General features: G+C 37.7%; 18 protein-coding genes. 8 read left to right on the forward strand and 10 right to left on the reverse strand.

All coding sequences use genetic code 11. From position 1 onward, the window contains the following. Positions 1–31 precede the first annotated feature (31 nt). The 3 genes from AC0L6O_RS18570 to AC0L6O_RS18580 form a co-directional block, all read right to left on the reverse strand. Entirely contained in the window at positions 32–2,443 is a 2,412-nt protein-coding gene (locus AC0L6O_RS18570) for a tail fiber domain-containing protein (RefSeq protein ID WP_473304478.1), read from the reverse strand. Positions 2,444–2,649: 206 nt separating this feature from the next. Next, positions 2,650–3,606 (reverse strand): hypothetical protein, encoded by a 957-nt coding sequence (locus tag AC0L6O_RS18575; protein WP_473304480.1) that lies wholly within the window; start codon positions 3,604–3,606, stop codon positions 2,650–2,652. 353 nt (positions 3,607–3,959) lie between these two features. Continuing rightward, the gene (locus AC0L6O_RS18580; RefSeq protein ID WP_473304481.1) at positions 3,960–4,745 is read right to left on the reverse strand and encodes an enoyl-CoA hydratase/isomerase family protein; all 786 of its coding nucleotides are present in this window, start codon (positions 4,743–4,745) and stop codon (positions 3,960–3,962) included. A 158-nt stretch (positions 4,746–4,903) separates the two neighbouring features. Here AC0L6O_RS18580 and AC0L6O_RS18585 point away from each other — a divergent pair, with 158 nt between their 5' ends. Together AC0L6O_RS18585 and AC0L6O_RS18590 are read left to right on the forward strand one after the other, a co-directional pair. Next, on the forward strand, positions 4,904–6,850 hold the full coding sequence (locus tag AC0L6O_RS18585) for a KUP/HAK/KT family potassium transporter (protein ID WP_473304483.1): 1,947 nt from the start codon (positions 4,904–4,906) through the stop codon (positions 6,848–6,850). A 68-nt stretch (positions 6,851–6,918) separates the two neighbouring features. Continuing rightward, positions 6,919–7,983 (forward strand): NAD-dependent epimerase/dehydratase family protein, encoded by a 1,065-nt coding sequence (locus tag AC0L6O_RS18590; RefSeq protein WP_473304484.1) that lies wholly within the window; start codon positions 6,919–6,921, stop codon positions 7,981–7,983. Between the two features lie 70 nt (positions 7,984–8,053). Here the strand turns inward: AC0L6O_RS18590 and AC0L6O_RS18595 are convergent, their stop codons facing one another. Next, positions 8,054–8,176, reverse strand: coding sequence for a hypothetical protein (locus AC0L6O_RS18595; RefSeq protein WP_473304485.1), 123 nt, complete (start codon positions 8,174–8,176; stop codon positions 8,054–8,056). A gap of 243 nt (positions 8,177–8,419) precedes the next feature. Here AC0L6O_RS18595 and rsgA point away from each other — a divergent pair, with 243 nt between their 5' ends. From rsgA to AC0L6O_RS18610, 3 genes are all read left to right on the forward strand, one after another. After that, entirely contained in the window at positions 8,420–9,352 is a 933-nt protein-coding gene (rsgA, locus tag AC0L6O_RS18600) for a ribosome small subunit-dependent GTPase A (protein WP_473304487.1), read from the forward strand. 249 nt (positions 9,353–9,601) lie between these two features. Next, a complete protein-coding gene (locus tag AC0L6O_RS18605; RefSeq protein ID WP_473304488.1) occupies positions 9,602–10,270 on the forward strand; it encodes a GNAT family N-acetyltransferase in 669 nt (222 codons plus the stop codon). 21 nt (positions 10,271–10,291) lie between these two features. Further along, complete coding sequence (locus AC0L6O_RS18610; RefSeq protein WP_473304489.1) at positions 10,292–11,185, forward strand: DMT family transporter; 894 nt, start codon at positions 10,292–10,294, stop codon at positions 11,183–11,185. Between the two features lie 40 nt (positions 11,186–11,225). Here the strand turns inward: AC0L6O_RS18610 and AC0L6O_RS18615 are convergent, their stop codons facing one another. Then, positions 11,226–11,471 (reverse strand): type B 50S ribosomal protein L31, encoded by a 246-nt coding sequence (locus AC0L6O_RS18615; protein WP_111371112.1) that lies wholly within the window; start codon positions 11,469–11,471, stop codon positions 11,226–11,228. A 144-nt stretch (positions 11,472–11,615) separates the two neighbouring features. After that, complete coding sequence (locus tag AC0L6O_RS18620; RefSeq protein ID WP_473304490.1) at positions 11,616–12,698, reverse strand: aminotransferase class V-fold PLP-dependent enzyme; 1,083 nt, start codon at positions 12,696–12,698, stop codon at positions 11,616–11,618. A 198-nt stretch (positions 12,699–12,896) separates the two neighbouring features. Between AC0L6O_RS18620 and AC0L6O_RS18625 the strand changes: the two genes are divergently transcribed. From AC0L6O_RS18625 to tatC, 3 genes are all read left to right on the forward strand, one after another. Next, complete coding sequence (locus AC0L6O_RS18625) at positions 12,897–13,439, forward strand: DUF4494 domain-containing protein (RefSeq protein WP_473304491.1); 543 nt, start codon at positions 12,897–12,899, stop codon at positions 13,437–13,439. Positions 13,440–13,553: 114 nt separating this feature from the next. After that, the gene (locus AC0L6O_RS18630; RefSeq protein WP_473304492.1) at positions 13,554–14,837 is read left to right on the forward strand and encodes a serine hydroxymethyltransferase; all 1,284 of its coding nucleotides are present in this window, start codon (positions 13,554–13,556) and stop codon (positions 14,835–14,837) included. Positions 14,838–14,929: 92 nt separating this feature from the next. Then, the gene (tatC, locus tag AC0L6O_RS18635; protein ID WP_473304493.1) at positions 14,930–15,793 is read left to right on the forward strand and encodes a twin-arginine translocase subunit TatC; all 864 of its coding nucleotides are present in this window, start codon (positions 14,930–14,932) and stop codon (positions 15,791–15,793) included. Between the two features lie 6 nt (positions 15,794–15,799). On the opposite strand, the gene AC0L6O_RS18640 is transcribed toward tatC, so the two are convergent. From AC0L6O_RS18640 to AC0L6O_RS18655, 4 genes are all read right to left on the reverse strand, one after another. Beyond that, positions 15,800–16,066 carry a hypothetical protein gene (locus AC0L6O_RS18640; protein WP_473304494.1) on the reverse strand — a complete coding sequence of 89 codons (267 nt, stop codon included), beginning with the start codon at positions 16,064–16,066 and terminating at the stop codon, positions 15,800–15,802. A gap of 171 nt (positions 16,067–16,237) precedes the next feature. After that, a complete protein-coding gene (locus tag AC0L6O_RS18645; protein WP_473304495.1) occupies positions 16,238–17,554 on the reverse strand; it encodes a TolC family protein in 1,317 nt (438 codons plus the stop codon). Continuing rightward, positions 17,547–20,735, reverse strand: coding sequence for an efflux RND transporter permease subunit (locus AC0L6O_RS18650; protein ID WP_473304497.1), 3,189 nt, complete (start codon positions 20,733–20,735; stop codon positions 17,547–17,549). Before AC0L6O_RS18650 ends, AC0L6O_RS18645 begins: the two co-directional genes overlap by 8 nt. A gap of 6 nt (positions 20,736–20,741) precedes the next feature. Beyond that, complete coding sequence (locus tag AC0L6O_RS18655) at positions 20,742–21,854, reverse strand: efflux RND transporter periplasmic adaptor subunit (protein ID WP_473304499.1); 1,113 nt, start codon at positions 21,852–21,854, stop codon at positions 20,742–20,744. Between the last annotated feature and the right edge of the window lie 77 nt (positions 21,855–21,931).

A 21,931-nucleotide genomic window follows, 5' to 3' on the forward strand; every position in this document is an offset into this window, starting at 1 on the left:
AATAAGAATTCAAAAAAGGGGTTTTATTTGATTAAGGTAGCGTTGCTATTATACCTTCACTTTTAACAGTTAGGAGTTCTTCTATTTGGCTAATTCGCTGGTCAAAGTCATTTTTCATAGCCTTATTAGCCACTAGACTTTGTTCATATTTCTCTTTAATCACCTCAACCTCTCTTTTTAGAGCATCGTTTTCTTCTTTTAAATTGCTAGTCCTTTTTTCTAAAGCCTGAGCGAAAATAAACAGCAAACCATCCATATTTAAAGTACTCACTAAAGTATCTGAGCCTATGGTACCTTTGGCATCTTTACCATAAGCCGCAAAAATCTCTTGTGCCATAGGTCCATAGAAACGTTCTGGGTTTTCGTCTTGGGTTTTATAATTCCATGAGCCTAGTTTTAACCCCTTTAGCTTTTCTAAGAAAGTATTGCCATCGGCAGGAATAAAGTTCTCTTTTTTGGTAGAGTCTGAAATAGATGACCAGGCCGTTTGGTCATGATTTATTCTTACCCCTCTTGATGGTGTACCCATTTCACTGGTTAATAAATAATACCCATTGTAGAATCTACCTACAAACTGATTATCCGTAGCTATAGTCAAAACACCTGAACCAGGGTTTGAGTCGCCAACGGTAAAAGTTCCTACACCATTTGATGAAACATCTTTTCCTATAGCAGTGGAATAATTACCACCTGCCGTTGAAGACCTTCCCATAGCAATAGAATAATCACCAATTGTCGAATTAGATAGACCTATAGTAGTAGAATATTTTCCAGACGCGGTAGAAGAACCACCTATGGCGGTGGAACCATTGCCAATTGCATTATTATCGTATCCCATGGCAGTAGAAAAGGTGCCACTAGCTATAGTGTATTGCCCCATCGCAGTAGAATTATCACCGCTTGCTTCTGTGTCCTCCCCCATTGCTGTAGAGGAATAACCACTTGCTACTGTTGACTTACCCATGGCCGTAGAATTGTCACCGCTAGCTTCTGTGTCCTCCCCCATTGCTGTAGAGGAATAACCACTTGCTACTGTTGACTTACCCATGGCCGTAGCGTGAGTACTGTCTGCTCTAGTATCCTCACCCATCGCAGTAGAAGAATAACCACTTGCTGTTGTAGACTTTCCCATAGCCGTTGCATAAATGGTATCAGCTCTTGTACTTCTTCCCATAGTGGTGGAATAATTACCACTGGCTTTTGTATTATAACCCATTGCAGTTGAAGATTTCCCACTGGCTTCTGTATTATAACCCATTGCAGTTGAAGAATTACCACTGGCTTCTGTATACTCACCCATAGCAGTTGAAGAATAGCCACTTGCTTTTGAAAAATAACCAATAGCAGTGGCATAAGACGTATCTGCTTCTGTTAATTCACCCATTGCTGTTGATGCATAGCCACGGGCCTTTGTATTGTACCCCATTGCTGTGGAATAAGATGTGTTTGCTTCTGTACCTCTTCCTATCGCAGTAGAAGAATTACCACTGGCCATGGTTGACCTACCCATCGCAGTGGAATAAGAACCACTTGCGGTGGGTCCAAACCCCATAGCTGTGGAATAATCACCACTTGCTCTCGCTTCAAGCCCCATAGCAGTCGAAGAATTACCACTGGCCTTTGCCGATTCTCCCATGGCGGTAGAGTAATTACCACTGGCTTCTGTATACTCACCCATAGCAGTAGAGGCAAAACCACTTGCTGTTGAATTATAACCCAAGGCGGTGGAAACTGAACCAATCGCTTTTGAATTATAACCCATAGCCGTAGAATAATTCCCTCTGATTTCAAAATCTAAAGGGTTATGCCTTCCAGCCCATAAAGAACTGGATGATACGTCATACAGTAAGCCGTACCCAGAATAATTCTGAATAGGAACAGGCATTTCATCTCTTAAAATAGCTTTCCAAGTCAAAACAAAACCGGCTCCTACTACAGTACTATTTGTTTTAAACCTAATCAATACGTTACTGTTTAAGACTCTTAGGCTAGGAGGTAAGGAGTTTCCAGAAAAAGACGCCAGTACTGTAGTCCCGAACGAATTCATGATAAAAACTGTATCTTCTGCAGCCTCCGTATCCAAAAGCTCAAAGTCAATTTGATAGGCAAGAAAAAGGGGATCAACAGTATTAAAACTGAAATCACAATCATGTGCAAAACCGCTTAAATAATCTGAATCTCCATTTGGGTCTTTTAAAGTTCCTGCTAGTGAATTACTAACATTTGTTATTCCACAATCCATAATATGCACATTACCGGCAGGGTCTTCATCCGTAAATTTAACTTTTGGCCCCACTAGTAAACCATTACCAAAAGCGTTTAACTGGTTTTGTGTAGTACTGTCTCCATTTATACTTTGAGCTCCTGGGGTAATTAACACAGACTGTGCTGTGAGTAAAAAGGGTATTAAAATGAAGAGTATGACAGATAATAATCTTTTCATGAATTTGATTTTTATTATTCTTAAAGATAATTCAGAACAGCCCGTTTACATTTTTTAAACAGAGAGTTCTATTTTACGGTAAATGGTAGTGTGAATTTACGTTTGTGTGTTAGTTTAGAAAATGGCTTCTACGTTCAGAATTAGCATGGAATAGAACAGTTTCTACTATTTGACTTCAAACTAATTGTCATTATTTTTCACAACTGCTATTCCTTGTAGGTGACAAGGATTTTTATTGGTTTACTTAGTATATAAGAGCTTCTTCCATATTTATTAGTTACAATAATATTTGTGTCATCATATTTATAATGAAACCTTCTGCCTGAACCTATATCATAAGCTTGAGGAATAAAAACGTTATTTGTTATTTCAACGGTGACATCGATTGCAAGGATTTTATCAGCGTTGCTAATCCCATGAGGAATAGTAACATATGCACCATCCTCTACTCCACCTCCCTGTGATGAAGCAGTCGTACCTGTTAGTTCTTTCATCTTTATTTTAGGAGCTCCATTCCCAAGATTGGTGTAGCCGTTCACCTCTAAATTAGAACCACTCGGGCCATTTCCTATAACCACATTGCCTTGCGAGTAATAGTTTAAGAAAAGTGTTTCGCCAGCGTCGTCCCGCCAGCTATCTATAAGATTTCTAGTAAAATTTAAATGGCTTCCTTCAAACGCACCAAAGACAACAGCCCCGTTTGTTGAACTTGTTCCAGCAAAGCTTAGGTTTACATGAAAAGGAACAGTTGGATTAGAATTGTTAAGACCTAAATAACCTGCATCAGTCAGCCTCATCCGTTCTGTCATGGTGGTGCCACCATTAGGCGTAGTAAAAAATCTAATATTCGTACCGTTTGCTGTATTTGACCAATTCTGGGCAGCTGCAAATCTTATCATAGCTCGGTCTCCTGAAAACGAACTTCCGTTATAACCAATACCAACCAAGTCTACTAAACTTGAACTGCTAGCAATAGCAGTTGGACTTGAAAGAGTCCCCCTTGACCTTTTTCCACGAAATTGATTTAATGACGTACCCGTCAACTCCAAAGTTGGCGAAGCAGATTTAAGAAATCCATCATTTGGTGTAATTTCAAAAGACTGCCCATTGGCTCCAGTAAATCCGAAAGTTAATAGGGTAAAACACAGTAGAATCTTTCTCATTTTGTATGTAGTATAATTTAAGGCTGTCTTAGAATTGCAAGATTAGCTTTATCAGTAAGCTGAGGATTTAGCTAAGAGCTAGCACAAATAAAGCCTTTCAAGCCATATAGTCACCTCACCCATTTGGGTGATTTTTGCCAATTTGTCCTTATTGATGCAGTGTGAAAATTCTTGAAAAGGCTAGAACGCCAATTAGAGATTGAAAAGATCGACCATAGCGATTCAGAGTCTAATCGCTTCAGCCATTACCTTAAAACAGAAAGATAAGCGTAATGAATATTAAAAAAAGTATACCTTCTCTAATCATAATCATTAGCTTATCTTGATAGAATATTAATTTTAGAAACCTTGGTTTACACCCCTTTAAAATCAGGTTTCCTTTTTTGTAAGAAAGAAGTGACGCCTTCGGCAAAATCTGCACTTACTCCGCATTTCGTTTGACCATTAGCTTCTAAATCCATTACTTCAGAAAGCTTCAAACCATAACTTACGTTCAATACTTTCTTCATTTGACCAATAGCAAAAGTTGGGGCATTTTTATAGTAGCTCAAAAGAGTATTTACCTCCTTATCCAAATCTGCCGTAGGCACTACTTTGCTTACCAAACCAAGCTCTAAAGCTTCTTTCATAAATATTTTACGCCCTGTACTAAACAGCTCAAAAGCTCTTTGCAGGCCCACTATTCGTGGTAAAAAGAACATAGAGCCTGCATCCGGCATAAGCCCAATCCCAACAAACAGTTCCGACATATATGTGTTCTCGTCTGCAATTATCAAATCACAGGCTATAGCCAAAGACATTCCTGCCCCAGCGGCTACACCGTTAAGTTTACAAATAACAGGTTTAGGGCAATTTCTAATAGCAAAAATTGCCGGCTCATAATTTTCTTTGAGCGTATTACCAAGTGGCTTTCCTGCATTCAAGGCTCCTTCTTTTAAATCTGCTCCTGAGCAAAAAGCTTTATCTCCAGAACCTGTCAAAAGAACAACTCTTATTTGCTTATCTTCTTTAGCCAAATTAATAACCGTGGCCAACTCTTTCAAAAGGCCTCCATTCAAAGCATTAAACACTTTAGGCCTATTTAGCGTGATATGGCACACGCCATCCTTTTCTTCTACCAGTAAGTTTTCGTAATTCATTTTATTTGTTGATGCGTTCGTTTGATGCAAATTAGGAAAAATAAGCTAGGAATTTATTCATGTTTTAATTGTAGAATTTTAACAATAATTTATCATTCCAAACAAATTTTAAGACATTTATGCCGATTAATGCATAATATGGTCATCCTACGAACTTAATGGAGAACAAAAGCAATCTTGATAAAATTTCTGCTGCAGGACTTTTAGTCGCAATGGGAATCATTTACGGGGATATAGGAACCTCGCCATTATACGTAATGAAAGCCATTGTTGGCAACAATCCTATCTCAGAAGAATTAGTTCTAGGTGGCGTTTCTTGTGTCTTCTGGACCCTGACATTAATTACTACGGTCAAATATGTCATCCTAATTTTAAAGGCGGATAATAATGGAGAAGGAGGAACTTTAGCCCTATATGCCTTAGTAAGACGTCATGCCAAATGGCTTACCATTCCTACAATGATTGGAGGTGCGGCATTACTGGCTGATGGCATCATAGCACCACCTATCTCTGTATCCTCTGCCGTAGAGGGTTTAGAGATTTTATATCCCGACATTCAAACCATTCCTATTGTCATAGCTATTTTAACCCTACTTTTCCTTATCCAGATATTTGGAACAAAGGTGGTAGGTTACGCATTTGGGCCTGTAATGGCCGTTTGGTTTACCACATTAGCAATACTCGGAGGAATAGCCATTGTACAGTTTCCTGAAGTTTTAAAAGCAGTAAACCCGTATTATGCTTTCAATCTTTTGGCAAGGTATCCTGGAGGTTTCTGGTTATTAGGAGCCGTATTTTTATGTACCACAGGTGCCGAAGCTCTATATTCTGACCTTGGTCACTGTGGAAGAGGAAACATCAGAATAAGCTGGGTCTACGTTAAAGTATGCTTGTTGCTTAACTATTTCGGCCAGTCTGCCTGGTTATTACTTCACGTGGGCGAAAAACTTGGCGATCGTAAGCCTTTCTTCCAATTGATGCCTGAGTGGTTCATTCTACCTGGTATTTGTATCGCCACCTTAGCTACCATCATTGCCAGTCAGGCCATGATTAGTGGCTCTTTCAGTTTAATTTCAGCAGCTATCCGATTAAACTTTTGGCCAAAGGTCAAAATACATTACCCTTCAAACGAACGAGGTCAATTATACATACCGAGCACCAATATCTTACTTTATTTGGGCTGTATAGCCGTGGTCTTATATTTCAAACGCTCGGAAAACATGGAGGCGGCCTATGGGCTATCCATTACTATTACTATGCTCATGGATACCATCATGATGAGCTACTTCTTATATACACACCGTTCCAAAAAACGATTCGTATTCATATTCCTCTTCGTATTCTTAGCACTCGAATCTGCTTTCTTGTACGCCAATCTTGAAAAATTCCCTCATGGTGGTTGGGTTTCAATTTTGATAAGCGGGGTACTGGGTGCAGTCATGTATATTTGGCTCAAAGCCAATGAAATTAAACTTCGCTTAACAGAGTATTATAAGCTTGACAAATACTTGGACTCTTTAAAAGAGCTCTCAAAAGATATAACGGTTCCTAAATACACCACGCACCTAGTTTTCATGACCAATGCTTCGCGTGAAAGTGAGATTGAGTCAAAAATTGTTTACTCAATTTTCCAAAAACGACCGAAAAGAGCCGATGTATATTGGTTTGTGCATGTGGACACCACCGATGAGCCAAACACCTTGGAATATAAAGTAAAACAGTGTGCTCAAGATGATGTCTATAAAGTAACCTTCCGACTTGGCTTTAGAGTACCGCATAAAATCAACCTATACTTCAGACATGTGTTAGAAGAAATGGTAAAAAACGGACAAGTAGATATTAGAAGTAGGTATGAATCGTTAAACAAGCATAACGTAATTGGTGACTTCCGTTTTGTGGTTTTAAAGAAATTCCTTTCTTATAATAATGAGCTCCCATTTTGGGAAAATCTGGTTATGAAAGCCTATTTCTTTATCAAACAATACACCACATCGGAAGAAAAGTGGTTTGGTTTAGATTCCTCTGCAGTTAAGATTGAACATGTACCTATGGTTATTAAACCTGTAGAAAACATTCCTTTGACAGAAATACCTTGGAAAGAGTAAGAATCAAACCCCAATAAACTTACATTTAAAACAATCTCGTACTTTTGTTTTCAAATCAAACATACTCTATGAAAATCCTTATTACCGGCGGTGCCGGATTTGTAGGCTCTTCTTTAGCCTTAGAATTAAAAAGCAACTACCCTACTTATCATATAATCTGCTTAGATAATTTAAGAAGAAAAGGTTCTGAACTTAATGTTTCTAGACTAACTAAAGCAGGGATTGAGTTTGTTCATGGAGATATCAGAAACAAAGAAGATTTTGATGCTTTACCTGATGTAGATTTTGTTTTAGAAGCATCTGCCGAGCCATCAGTTTTAGCCGGCTTAGGTGGAGGAACACCAGACTACCTGATGAACACCAACCTTTTTGGAACGGTAAACTGCTTAAATTATGCAGTGCGTTCTAAAGCAGCTTTCATCTTTCTTTCTACCAGTCGTGTTTACCCAATTAAGACTATTGAAACCTTAAAATTTGAAGAAGAAGCTGCTCGTTTTGCATTGTCAAATGCTCAAAATGTAACAGGTGTATCTGAAAAAGGAATTGCTGAAAGCTTTCCACTAGAAGGGGCTCGTTCTTTATACGGAACTACTAAGCTAGCATCTGAGCTTATTATTCAAGAGTATAATGAATTTTATGGTCTAAAAACTATCACAAACAGATGTGGGGTTTTGACAGGTCCATGGCAAATGGGGAAAGTAGACCAAGGTGTAATGGTACTTTGGATTGCGAAGCATTACTTTGAAAAGAAACTGTCTTTCATAGGCTATGAAGGAAGTGGGAAACAAACCCGTGACATGCTCCATGTAAAAGACCTTTACCGATTAATAGATTGGCAAATGCATAATCTAGACGAGGTAAACGGTGAAACTTACAATGTAGGTGGCGGCGTAGAAGTAAGCACCTCGCTACAGGAGTTAACCAAAATTTGTCAAGAAGTTACAGGTAAAACTATTCCGATAGACAAAGTTTTAGAAAACAGACCAGCAGATATAAAACTATATGTAACGGATAACTCAAAGGTTACAGAGAAAACTGGCTGGAAACCAGAAATAGGAATAAAGCAGATAGTAGAAGAAATTACGGAATGGATAGCCGCAAACGAGGATGACCTGCGACCAATCTTAAGTTAGAGTGGAGCACAGGTATTCCTGGCAGGAGGTTGCCTAAAATCAATAAATACGTGGGGCGAATAAATCAAACTTATTTCCAGTATGGTTTATTCGTACCTTGTGTGTTAGATGGTTTTACTTTTTTTCCTCCTAAACTAGCTACTACCACTCCCATGGCTAAGGCTGCAATTCCGAACAATACGCTCTTTTTCATTTTTGTAAAATTTAGCTGTTGTATTTGTGCTTTTTCTATACTACTAAAATAACTATCGGAACTGTTTTTTTGTTGCAACGTTTCTTAAAATTATCTTAAAATATGATTTAACGGTCAATTATTTATTTTATGGGACGCATTTCCACTCTTAAACTAGTTTATCGCATCATTTTATAAGAACTTTATGACCTCATCAGTATCTGCTTTTAATACCAGACACTGTTTATTAAGAAAATTTTAAGTTTGAAAAATATTAAAGGTAAAGTCTGGAGATCTACAGGTTCCTGGTACGAAGTCAGGTCGAAAGAGTACGGACTTACCAGATGCCGACTAAAAGGGAAATTCAAGATAAAAGGGCTCAAAGTAACCAACCCATTAGCGGTAGGCGACGATGTTATCTTTGACCTTGAAGAGAAAGATGAAGAGCTTGGAATTATTCACGAAATCCTTCCTCGAAAAAACTACCTTATCCGTAAGTCTGTTCATAAAACAGCTCACGGCCATCTTATTGCTTGTAATATAGACCAAGCCATTTGTGTGGTGACCTTACACTTCCCAAAAACTTCGCTCGGTTTTATTGATAGATTTTTAGTTTCGGCTGAAGCTTTTAGAATACCGGCTATATTGCTTTTCAATAAGAAAGACCTTCTAGACGAAGAAACTGAAGCCTACCAAGACGCGGTCATGGAAATGTATGAGGCTATTGGCTACCCTTGTTATAGTATTTCAGCACTGAATGGAGATAATATTGACTTAGTAGAAAAGCTGATTGAAAACAAAACCTCTTTATTTTCTGGACATTCTGGGGTTGGGAAATCCCAACTTATCAATAGACTTATACCTGACTTAGACCAAGCTACTTCAGAGGTTTCTACGTTTGCAAATAAGGGAGTTCATACCACTACGTTTGCCGAAATGTTTGAATCAAGTCCAAACACCTACATTATAGACAGCCCAGGAATTAAGGAATTAGGCCTCATGGAAATGGAAAATCAAGAGATTAGCCATTATTTTCCTGAAATGAGGGCGTTTTTAGGGCAATGTAAATTCAACAATTGTGAGCATACCAATGAGCCTAAATGTCGTATCAAAGATGCCGTTGGTAACCAAGAAATAGCAGAAAGTAGATACATAAGCTATTTGAGCATGCTCGAAAACGATGATAACAGGCGGTAATACAGAAAGTTTATTTTTAAATAAAGCTGTTTTATTGCTGTGTTTTTCCAATAGCTATATATTTGCGGCGTTAATAAGATAATGATTCAAATAAAACTTCCCATATCACCTACTCGACGAATGAGGTCCGCAAGGACCCAATAGGAAGTATTAACACCTTACCGAGGTGAACCTTCTACATCTCCGATAATCAATTATTTTACACTTAAGGATACAGCGTCTCCCGCCCAGAGGGTAAGCCCCTCACAAATGACGATGAAAGTTTTAGAAAAAACGTTTTACAAAGAATTTATAGTTCAGGTAGCTACTAGCGAACATGAAAAATGGGCAGTAACTATCACCGACGAAATGGCCAGCAGTGCTGCAGCCAGAGGGACGGGAATTGCCAAAAGAACACCAGAATACATCATTTCTAAGATGCAAGAAGGAAAGGCCATCATTGCTCTTACTAAAGACAATGTTTGGGCAGGCTTCTGCTACATAGAGACTTGGGAGCATGGTAGATTTGTGGCTAATTCTGGACTTATAGTACATCCAGATTATAGAAAAAGTGGTGTAGCCACGGCTATCAAAGCCAAGGCTTTCAGACTATCAAGGCAAAAATATCCAGAAGCCAACCTGATAGGTCTTACTACCAGCATGGCGGTAATGAAAATCAATTCTGAACTAGGGTATGAACCTGTATCTTTTAGCGAGTTGCCACAGGATGATGCCTTCTGGAAAGGCTGTCAGACCTGCAAAAACTATGATATTTTAACCCGAACAAACAGGTCACACTGTTTGTGCACTGGAATGAAATACAACGTTAAACAGCCTAAAAACGAGAAAAGAGAAACTTGGGAGTTTGTAAAGGAATCTTCTCTATATGAAAAATGGCTTGCTATGAAGCAGCGTATTTTGATCAAAAAGAAGGTTTAAGTACCATTTACATCAAAAGTCATGATTAATCCAAAATCAGACTACCTCAAACTGCACGGTGTAGTACTTCTATTTAGTATTACCGCTATTTTGGGAAAGTTGATTTCTACCTCTACGGTAGGTATGGTACTTTACCGAACACTTTTGGCATCGCTTATATTTGGTGGCATCTTTCTTTACAAAGGAAATATCAAAATCAACAAGAAAGAGATTTTAAAACTCCTAAGCATAGGAGCTATCCTTGGCGTGCATTGGTTTTGCTTTTTTGGTTCTGCTCGTTTAGCTACCGTTTCTTTGAGTTTAGTTACCATGTCTACCACGGCATTCTTCACTTCCATCATAGAGCCTCTAAGCCAAAAGAAAACTATTCAAATGAAAGAACTGGTTCTAGGACTGATGGTAGTTTTTGGAATGGGAATTATCTTCCAGTTTGAGCAAGAGCACAGTCTTGCCATTTTGGTTGGTCTTATAGGAGCTATCCTCGCTTCTATTTATTCTGTGGCTAATGTGCACTTTACTAAAAAGCATAATTCTATCACCATTAACTTCTTTCAGCTGAGTGGGGCATTCTTAATCTCACTTTTGGTCATCGTATTTAGACTAAACTCGGGAGCCATTGAAATGGATTCTATCAAGTTCACAAAGATTGATGCTATGTATCTAATTATACTTAGTCTTTTGTGTACTGTTTTGCCTTACCTAGAACTGGTAAGGTTACTTAAAACATTATCTGCCTTCTCTGTAAACCTTGTGATAAACATGGAGCCCATTTACGGAATAGTACTGGCCTGGCTAGTTTTTGGAACAGAAGAGAAGATGACCTCTGGCTTTTATGTAGGAGCCGGTCTAATTATTCTTTCCTTGGTGCTGAACCATTACTGGAACACACCAAAAAAGCCTTCTCTAGCTGATTAACATCAGTAGAGAAGGCCTTTAATTCTTCGTAAAAGAAGAATTACTTCATACCGTAACGTTTCTTGAACTTGTCAACACGTCCTGCAGTATCTAATAATACGTTTTTACCTGTGTAAAAAGGGTGAGACTTAGAGCTAACCTCTACTTTACATACAGGATATTCTTTGCCATCTTCCCAAGTGATGGTTTCAGCTGATTCTACACAAGAACGAGTGATGAATTTGTGATCAGAAGAAAGATCCCAGAAAACCACTTCTCTATAATTTGGATGAATGTCTTTTTGCATTACTATATATCTTTAAAAACAAATATTTTCTTATAACGGGCTGCAAAGATAAGAAATCTTTTCTTTTTCAGGAACAATGAATTGAAATTTTATTAGCTTTTATTAAAAAGCTTAAATCTCTCATACTGAAAGCCCTTGGTCAAATCAAAAGAGTAGGTCAAAAGCCTTTAAAAGCGTATCAATCTGTTCAGGTGTATTTGCAATAAAATTCGCAATTCTGATTTGAGACTCTTTATTTGGGCCATAACCTGCTCCCACTATCAAGTTTTTTTCTTTCAAAGCTCCAATAACCTCCGAAGACGCTCGCTCAGTATTAATTACAGCTACTGTCCTAGACCTGTGCTCCGCTTTGGCTACGCCTAGTGAAAAACCATCCTTCTTATCAAAGTAAGAATAAATTCTTTTAACTTTTTGGTCTACTTCTTTTTGAAGCGTAGCTCTCCCTCTTTTGTTCATATCTTCTGCCACCCTTCCTAAAAGATATATGCCCAAAACATTTGGCGTAGATGGTGTTTGAAAAGCTTTGCTTTGTTTCCAAAGGTCTGGCAAGGTATGATGTGAACCAATACTCCCTTTTTTATTGATAGCCTCTGCCCTTTCTAAACAAAACTCATTAGCTATCCATACTCCTAAACCTGCAGGCAATCCAAAAGATTTTTGCACGGAGAAGTAAGCGGTATCTACCAAGCTTAAGTCTAAATCGGGAATTGGTGCAGAAGAAACCATATCTACCGACACTAATTTCTTTGGATTACTCCTCTTTAGTTTATGAATGTCCGCTTCCGGCATTTGAACACCTGTACTCGTTTCGTTTTGCGTAGTAGAAATTAACTCCGCATATTGAGGAACCTCAATTTCACCATAAGAGAAGCCCTCTCCCATTGGCTTTTCTAATTTGTGAGCGTGCCTGCCTAAGGACTGGGCATAAGAATAAAACTTCTTTGAAAAAGAACCATTCACTAAATGAAAAGTCTCTAATTCGGTGCAGTTCATTAATATCCTTTCCCAAATTTCTGAAGCAGAACCTGTAAACATAACACCATGCTCAGCAGGAATAGCCAAAAGCTCTCTAAGCTGCTCATCGGTATGTTGATGTATTTTTTTATACGCTGCACTTCTATGTGAAATAGAACCAAATTGGTTATCAACAAAGTCTTTTAAAAACTCTTCGAACTTTGGATACAACTCCGATGGACCAGGCGTGAAAAATATTTTTTCTCTAGACATTCTTTTAAACTAAAATGAGTCGCAAAAATAAAGTTTTAAAATCAAATTTATCTGAAAATTGAAATGCAAATATGATTCAAGCCGTGACCGAAGGCTGATGAGCAAAAACCTTCGGTTTTATTCAAAATTTAGGCTACTAAATTGGCTATGAAACCTTAATTTTGCAGCTTCATTTTTTAACACATTGAATCTATTCTTATGAACACTTCTTGGTTTCAGGTCAAAATAAAATTTCAACAAGTTGCCGAAGGCGACAAAGTAATTAACGTAACAGAGGCTTATCTTTTTGATGCAGTTTCTTATACAGATGCAGAAACCAGAGGGTATCAGTATTTGGCCAACGGCCGTCAGGATTTCCAATTGTTTTCTATCACTAAAATGAAGCTGGTAGAGGTTTTCACGCAAGAGGTAGAAGAAGACTTTTGGTTTAAATGCCGTGTGCAGTACATCATTTTTGATGAAAAGACCAAAACGGAAAAGAAAACGGCCGTAATGATGCTTATGAACGCAAAGGACATCAAGCATGCATACGAGTCTTTAAAAGAAAGATTAGGAAGTGTAGAAGATTACATCATTTCTGACATTAACGTTACTAAGATTCTTGAGGTGATTCCTTACGAGCAAACACCAGAGCAAATTCTTTCACAAGGTAATTTCAAACCTATGAATGAAGTGGTAGCGGCAGAACCTGAACCATCTGATGCAGCATTAGCGGCAGTAGAAGAAAACTTAGAAGAGTAGAGAAATTCTCTTTTCTTACTAAAAGGGCTTTAATATTTAAGGTTCTTAAAATCAATAAAGTATTTTTGTATTCATTTCATTGTGAATTTATAATAACATCAAATTTTTGTTTTAATGGCTACTTCAATTTCAAGAGATAACACCATTTTTGACCTTATTAATAAGGAACATAAAAGACAGCTTCACGGTATTGAGCTTATTGCTTCTGAAAACTTCGTTTCTGAACAAGTAATGGAAGCTACAGGCAGTGTTTTAACTAATAAATATGCAGAAGGACTTCCGGGCAAACGTTACTACGGTGGCTGTGAAGTGGTGGATGAAATAGAGACTTTAGCTATTGACAGACTTAAAGAGCTTTTTGGTCTTACATGGGCAAACGTCCAGCCTCACTCAGGAGCACAAGCTAATACAGCAGTATTTTTGGCTTGCTTAAACCCAGGCGATAAAATTTTAGGATTTGACCTTTCTCATGGTGGTCACCTTTCTCATGGTTCTAAAGTAAATATTTCAGGTAAATATTTTGAGCCTCACTTCTATGGTGTTGAAAGAGAAACTGGTCTTATTGATTGGGACAAAGTAGAGCAAAAAGCTGTTGCTGAAAAACCAAAATTGATTATTTGTGGTGCATCTGCTTATTCTAGAGATTGGGACTATGCAAGACTTAGAAACATTGCTGATAAAGTAGGAGCTATTCTTTTAGCCGATATTTCTCACCCAGCTGGTTTAATTGCAAAAGGTCTTTTGGCTGACCCATTTGACCACTGTCATATAGTTACTACTACTACACACAAAACCTTAAGAGGTACACGTGGTGGTGTAATCATGATGCGTAATGATTTTGAAAACCCTTATGGTAAAACTACCATGAAAGGTAAAATCAGAACAATGTCTTCTTTGCTGGACTCTGGTGTTTTCCCAGGAACACAAGGTGGACCATTAGAGCACGCTATTGCAGGTAAGGCTGTTGCTTTTGGCGAAGCACTTACAGACCAATATAAAGACTATGTGGTACAAGTTCAGAAAAATGCCAATGTGATGGCTGCTGAATTTGTCAAAAAAGGATATAAAGTAATTTCAGGAGGAACGGATAACCATTTGGCTTTGATTGACCTTAGACCTAAAGGTATTACAGGTAAGTTGGCAGAAAACACATTGATTAAAGCAGACATCACTGTTAACAAAAACATGGTTCCTTTTGACGATGCTAAAGCGATGGTAACCAGCGGTATGCGAATAGGTGCTGCTGCCATGACCACTAGAGGTTTAAAGGAAGATGACTTTGTGAGAGTAGTAGGTTTAGTGGATAAAGTTTTGACAAATCACGATAACGACGCTATCATTACTTCGGTAAGAGGTGAGATTAACGAATGGATGCAAAACTATCCACTCTTCCAATAATCTACTTTTATCGAATGAATCTATTTAAAACCTTGTTGAGCATAAAATCAACAAGGTTTTTTGTTTAAATTTGACCGACTCAAACAAAGAAAATGGCATTAGATCAATCTCCAGAAATAGAATACGACGACGAAGAAGAAAACGAAGGTGATGGCACCGAAATGACTTTCATAGAGCATCTAGAAGCTCTAAGGTGGCATTTGATTAGGGCTATTGTTGCAATACTTGTTTTTATGATAGGGGCCTGGTTTTCTATGGGCTTTATTTTTAATAAAGTAATACTAGGGCCAGCTCAACCTGAGTTTTGGACTTACAGGAAACTCTGTGAGATAGGCGACTTAGTTGGAATTCCGAGTTTATGTGTTGATAAGCTTAACTTTAGCTTAATGAGTCGTGAGGTTTCTGGCCAGTTTATGATGGCTTTAACGGCCTCTGCCATTATCGGTCTTTTATTTGCCTTCCCATATATTTTCTGGGAGATTTGGCGATTCATTAAGCCGGGCCTAAAAATGACAGAGAAGAAAGCCAGCCGTGGTGCAGTATTCTTTGTGACCCTTTTGTTTTTCATGGGAATCTTGTTTGGCTATTATATAGTGGCTCCTTTTGCTATCAACTTCTTGGTAAACTTCCAAATAGACCCAAGTATAGAAAACCAGTTTGACATACAGTCTTATATAGGTGTTTTAGCTACGCTTACCTTGGCTTGTGGTATTACATTCCAGCTGCCAATGGCCATCTTTGTTTTGACCAAAGTGGGTGTGGTTACACCAAGTTTTTTAAGAGAATATAGAAAGCACGCCATAGTGGTTTTACTAATAGTGGCGGCTATTATTACGCCATCTCCTGATATGATTTCTCAGATATTAGTGGCTATTCCGCTTTATATACTTTATGAAGTAAGTGTGCTAGTATCTCAAAAAGAATACAAAAGAATGCAGAAAGAAGCGGCTAAATAAGCTGCTTTAGTTTCCTGTATAGTAACCGTAAATTAGGTTATAGAAATAGTGGGTGTATCTGTTTTGAAGAATGTTTGATTTAGCGTTTTCTAAATTAAGCTTGACTTGATTAAACTCTGCAAAGTTTATCAAACCTTCTTCAAAACGCATTTTTGTCAATTCAAAAGCCTTAGTTTGAGCCTCTTCTTGTTTCAGGGCTTGTAAGTATTTGTCTTCTGAAGAATAAATCCAAGCCTTAATTTCGGCTAGCTCATTTCTAATTTGATTCTGCATATTGTTATACTCATAGGATAGGCTGGCTGTGAGAGCATTTGAAATCGTTTGAATAAGCTATGACTTAAGAAGTTTTACTAAAGAAAAGCCTCCGGTCATTTCACAAAATGCCGAAGGCTGCTCCTAATAATTAGTCCGATATGAAAGAACTATAATGTTCTCTAAGAAAGTTTAATAAATAGCTTCTTGAATTTTACCAGCTACACTGTAAACTTGAAGTTCACTCAATTTTGCTGTAAACTTTGCTCTGTTTTGAGCAGTAAGAGCATTTATCATGTTTGACTGAGCCTGGCGAAACTCCAAATTTGTAATTTGGCGTAGCTTATAGCGTTCTTCCGAGCGTTCAAAATTCAACTTACTAGTTACCACGTTTTGCTCCAATGCTTTCCAGATAATCAATCTGTTTTGATAATCGCTCCAGGCATTTTCAAAATCTCTTAATATTTGCTGATAAGCCAAATCATAATTAAGCTGCTGATTCAACTGCGTAATTTTTGCGTTCTGCTCTTGCACGCTACGTCTACCACCGTCAAAAACATTCCAGTTTAGGCTTAAACCACCTGTGAAGCCATTTGAGTTGGCTCTGTCTAAAAACGAAGCAGAGTTGTTCTGAGACCTATTAAAACCATAGTCTCCATTAACACTCACAGTAGGAAGTCGGGAGGTAGTGGTTAATTTTTGGTCTATCTCACTTAAACGAATATCAGATTGAGCTAAAAGCAAATTGACATTAGAAGATTTCAAATCTTCTAACAAAGCTTCCTTACTAACAAATGGGGCAAAAATAACATCGGTTTCTACCTCAAAATCGTCAACGATATTTCCGTTCAAAACAAAATTAAGGTTATGCCTAGCATTGGTCAAAAGCTGCTGCTGGTCTAAGATGGCAATACTGTCTGTGTTTACATCCACTTCTGCATTTGAAATATCAAGTAAAGTAGCCACACCATAATCATAAGAGACTTTTGCTCTAGCTAATCTTTCTTTAGAAATATCCAGTATTTCTACCAAGTTTTCATAATCTACCTCTATTCTAGCCACTTCGTAGTAGGCATTAAATAGTTGTAAAAGCACACTTTCCAGAGCGAAACGAGCATTCAGCTGTGATGCAGACCAGGTCTGAAGATTTCTTTCTAAGTTATACTGTCTGTTAAAACCATCAAACAGAACATAATTAACTCCAACACTAGTGCTAGCACTGTTTGATGCAGCAAAATTTAGAATGGTCTCACTGCCACTTTGAAAAATAGCCTTAGAGTTATCTAGGTTATAATTTGCCCCAGCAGTAGCAGTTACGGTAGGATTAAAACCCAAATTTGCCTTTGACGTATTTGCTTCAGCAATATCAATATTGTTTTTAGCAATTTTAATATTGAAGTTTTTCTCCAATGCTATTTGAACGGCTTCTTCCTTAGTTAAAAAGCCTTGGCTTTGTCCATCAAAAAAAGACAAAAAAGCTAATAATACTATAAATCCCTTACTACGCATGACTCTCACTTTTTAGTTCTATTACTGCTCTTTCTACCTCTTCTTTGCTTATTTCTCTCCCTGTTCTCAACCATTTAAAACCTACTTTAAAGCTATTGCTAGCAGAAAGTAAGATAGGCAAGAATAAGAGTGTTAAAACCGTGGCAATGGCTATTCCATAGGCAATACTAATGGCCATAGGAATTAAAAATTGGGCTTGCCTACTGGTTTCAAAAATTAATGGTGCTAAACCTGCTACCGTGGTAAGCGAGGTTAAGAAAATCGCTCTAAACCTAGAGCTACCTGCTTTTATTAAGGCATCATCAAATGTTAGCCCATCTTTTAAGAAACTATTAAATTTCCCAATTAGCACCAGACCGTCATTCACCATAATTCCGATAAGGGCAATGATACCTAAGGCAGAAAGAATGTTGATAGAAAAATCATGTAGCCAGTGCCCCCACGCTATCCCTATAAGACTTAACGGAATCATTATCAGTAATAAAAATGGCTGCCCATAAGACCTAAAAGTAAAGGCTATGGTAGCATACATTAGAAACAGAATAATTGGAATTATTAAGGCTGCTGATTTTGCCAACTTATCCGACTCTCTATTCTGTCCTTCGTAAAGTGCGGTAACACTTGGGTATTTTGATAAAATAACCGGAACTACACTTTCTCTTATATCAGCCAAAATATCAGTGGCAGAGGCTTTAGCATCTTTTAAATCTGCTGAAACTTGAATTTCTCTTCTACCATCTAAGTGGTTTATGGCTATCTCTCCTCTTGCAATAGAATAGTCAGCTATCTCTTTAAAAGGAACTCTTTGACCACCAGGGGTAAGAATTTTCATTTTGTCAAGGTTATTGATGCTCGATCTATTCTCTAAATCATATCTCACCCAAACTTTAATTTCGTCTTGCCCTCTTTGGAAACGTTGAGCCTGAAATCCGAAAAATGCACTACGCACTTGCGACATCACATCTTGCGTATTTAAACCCAATGGAAATGCTGTCTGCTTTAATTTTATCTTAATTTCTTTGATACCCTTTGGGTCATTATCAGATACATCTTTTAAGATAGGATTTTTCGACATTTCTGCTTTCAATTCATTCTTAGCACTTTTAAGCTCTGCTATATTGTTCCCTAATAAGGAAATAGAAACAGGGCTACCACCAAAATTACCACCCGAACCAAAAGTTAAGAGCTCCGTACCATAAACAGGTCCAACACGCTCTCTAATATCATTTGTAATATCTATAGAAGAAGCTGCCCTTAACTCCCCAGGAAGTAGGTTAATAGCTAATCCCGCATTTGCAGAACCAGGCCCTATAGTTCTAACTATATTTTGGAACACTTGGTCACCTGTACCTTGCTTTTCTGTATATTCTTCATTTACCTCCCAAGCCTTCTTTTCTATATAAGATATGATAGAATCTGTAATGGCAACATTAGTACCCTCTTCCATTTTAAGCTTTATACTGACACGGTCAGACGCCACATTTGGAAAGAAAGTCTGTCTTATTATTCCACCTTGAACCGCTCCCAAAGTCATTAGCAACAAGCCAATAAAAACAGAAACTGTGAGAAACTTATATCTCAAACCAAAAGTAAGAACAGGTAAATAAATCTTACTCTTCAAGAAATTGATTATTGAATCTCCTATCTTATTAATACCTCTCAGTTTAGAGAAAATCAATGATACTCCAGTTCTTTTTTTGTCTTCATCTTTTACCTCTAAAGCCTTTGAGTGAGCCAAGTGAGCAGGTAAAATAATAAGAGCTTCTATTAAAGAAACTGATAATGTTAAAATTACAATAATAGATACCTCACCAAAAAACTCCCCTATTCTACTATCTAAAAACAAGAACGTACTGAAGGCCAATAAAGTAGTAATAATGGCAGATACAATAGGTGGAATTACTTCCATGGTACCATCAATGGCAGCTTCAACCTTGCTTTTCCCTTTTTCAAAATGGTCATAGATATTTTCTGCAATTACAATACCATCATCCACCAAAATACCAATCACGATAATCATCCCGAAAAGAGACAGTACGTTTATAGTAACATTAAAAAAGGAAGCAAAAATAAACATCCCTAGAAAAGAGATAGGCAAACCTGCCGCCACCCAAAATGCTAGCCTAGTATTAAGGAAGAGTGAAAGAAAAACCAAAACTAAGAGCATCCCAATAGCAGCATTTTCTACTAAAAGGTCGGTTCTTTGATTTAACCTAATGGAGGCATCAGATAAAACCGACAATTCCACATTCTCATTGTTTGCATTATAATTTTCAATGTATTCTTTAATCTGCTCGGCTGCAGATATCAAATCTTCGTCATTGGTATTACTGATAGCCATATTCACCGACAAAGCTCCATTATAATAAGAAGCGTTTGGCGTTTCTGAAAACCTATCGGTAACATCAGCCACCTCTCTCAAACGAATAATTTTACCGTTTGGATTACTCCTAACAATTAGGTTATCCAAATCGCTGGCTTTATAAGTTCTTCCGTTTGCTCTAATTAAATACTCTTCTTGTGAAGTTTTAATGTTACCTCCAGTTACTAGAATGTTTTCTCGAGAAACAGCTTGAGCTACTTCCTGAAACGTAATGCCATAAGCTAACAAGTCTTTTTCACGAAGTGCAATTTCTATTTCCTCTTCTGGGTAACCACTTATTTCTACCTGAGAAACTCCGTCCATAGCCCTGAGGTCATTCTCAACGCTACGTGCTATAGTTTTCAGTGTTTTTAAGGGTAAGTTTTTCCCACTTATGGCAAAATTTATAGTCTCACGAATATTTTCAGTTTTCTCTACCACCAGTGGCTCCATACCAGTTGGAAAGGAAGGAACCCTATCTACAGCATTTTTAACCTCGGCCAAAAGGATATTAATGTCACGTCCTTTTTCAATTTCAACAACTACAGAACCAGAACTTTCGCGAGAAACCGAGGTTACTCGGTCTATTCCTACCAGTCCTTTTAAGTTATCTTCAATTTTAAGTACTACACCCTCTTCTATCTCCTGAGGCGATGCTCCAGGGTAAATAGCCGAAATTGTAATGATTCTAGACTCTGTCAACGGGAAATAAGAAGACTTCATGCTCTTAATTCCGATAATTCCAAAGATGACAAAAGCCGCTATCACCACATTGACAGCCACAGGGTATTTTATGAAATACGCTATAATTTTCCTCATCTTAAATTATTGATTTGAAACTGTAACTATCATGCCGTCATAAGCTCCTGGCAACGCTTTATTCATTAAGAAAGCCCCATTATTTAAGCCACGAACTAAGGCCGTTTTGTCAGAAAAATGAACCACTTCCACTGGATGCATGGTAAGTACAGAATCATTTTCTACCACAAATACTGTATTATCAGCTGATAAAAGCGAACGGTCAATTTCTAAAACATTCGATTCTGTTTTGGCCATTACAGAAGCTTCTAAAAACATTCCTTCCGTCAGGTTCTTTCCACTAATTTGAATAAACGCCTGCACCGTTTGCGTGGCAGGGTCAATCACACCATTAATTCTTTTCACAAAACCAGTCCATGTATTTTGACCTTTTAGGTCTGAAACCGTCACCCTCTTTCCAATTTTAAGGTATTCTAAGTACTCGGCGTTAATATTAGCCTCCAGCTCAAAAACAGCAGGATTTATTAATGCTCCTAGCTTTTGACCAGTCCTAACCAATGTTCCTGGGTCTACCAGAGCTTCTGTCAGAATTCCAGCAAAAGGGGCTCTTATTTGATATTTAACTAACCTTTCTTCTAAATTCTTGATAGTATAATAAGTAGATACTATCTGTTTGGCGTTTATAAAATACTTCTCTTTTTCGTTTTGAGCCTTTGGCAATTCCTTTAAAGTACCTTGAATATCAAACTCATCTAAATAAGTTTGCCATTGCTGAAAAGACTCTGGCAAGTCAAATTTCAAATCAGGCATGATAGATACTATATTATTATAAAGAACGCTTCGCTGAGCTACTAAGCTAGAGTAAAACTCGTTTGCGTCCATTTGCAATAGCATTTCGCCCTTACCATATCGCTGCCCAGGTTTGAAAGGCTTGCTAGTTGGTTTTAAAACCCCTTGAACTTCCGAAAAAAGCTCAATTCTTTCTTGTGCTTTAATGGTACCGTTAGTCTCAATGAAAATTGGAGAATCTCCGTTTTCCACAGGCTTCACATAAACTGTATTCGTGGTTTTGTTTGTTTTTCCTCTTGGGGGCTTCTTACTATCTGCCAGGTTTTGAAATAATAAGTATGACCCTGTTAGTAGAACTAGGCCTAAAACAATGCTAATTGCTAGTCTCATTTATTTATTGAGTGAGTTAGAATTTAAAACTGCATTTTCTCCTAAATGGAGAATAAAAAATGCAGTAATCGCCCCAA

The organism is Arcticibacterium sp. GJ41-1 (assembly GCF_055808875.1).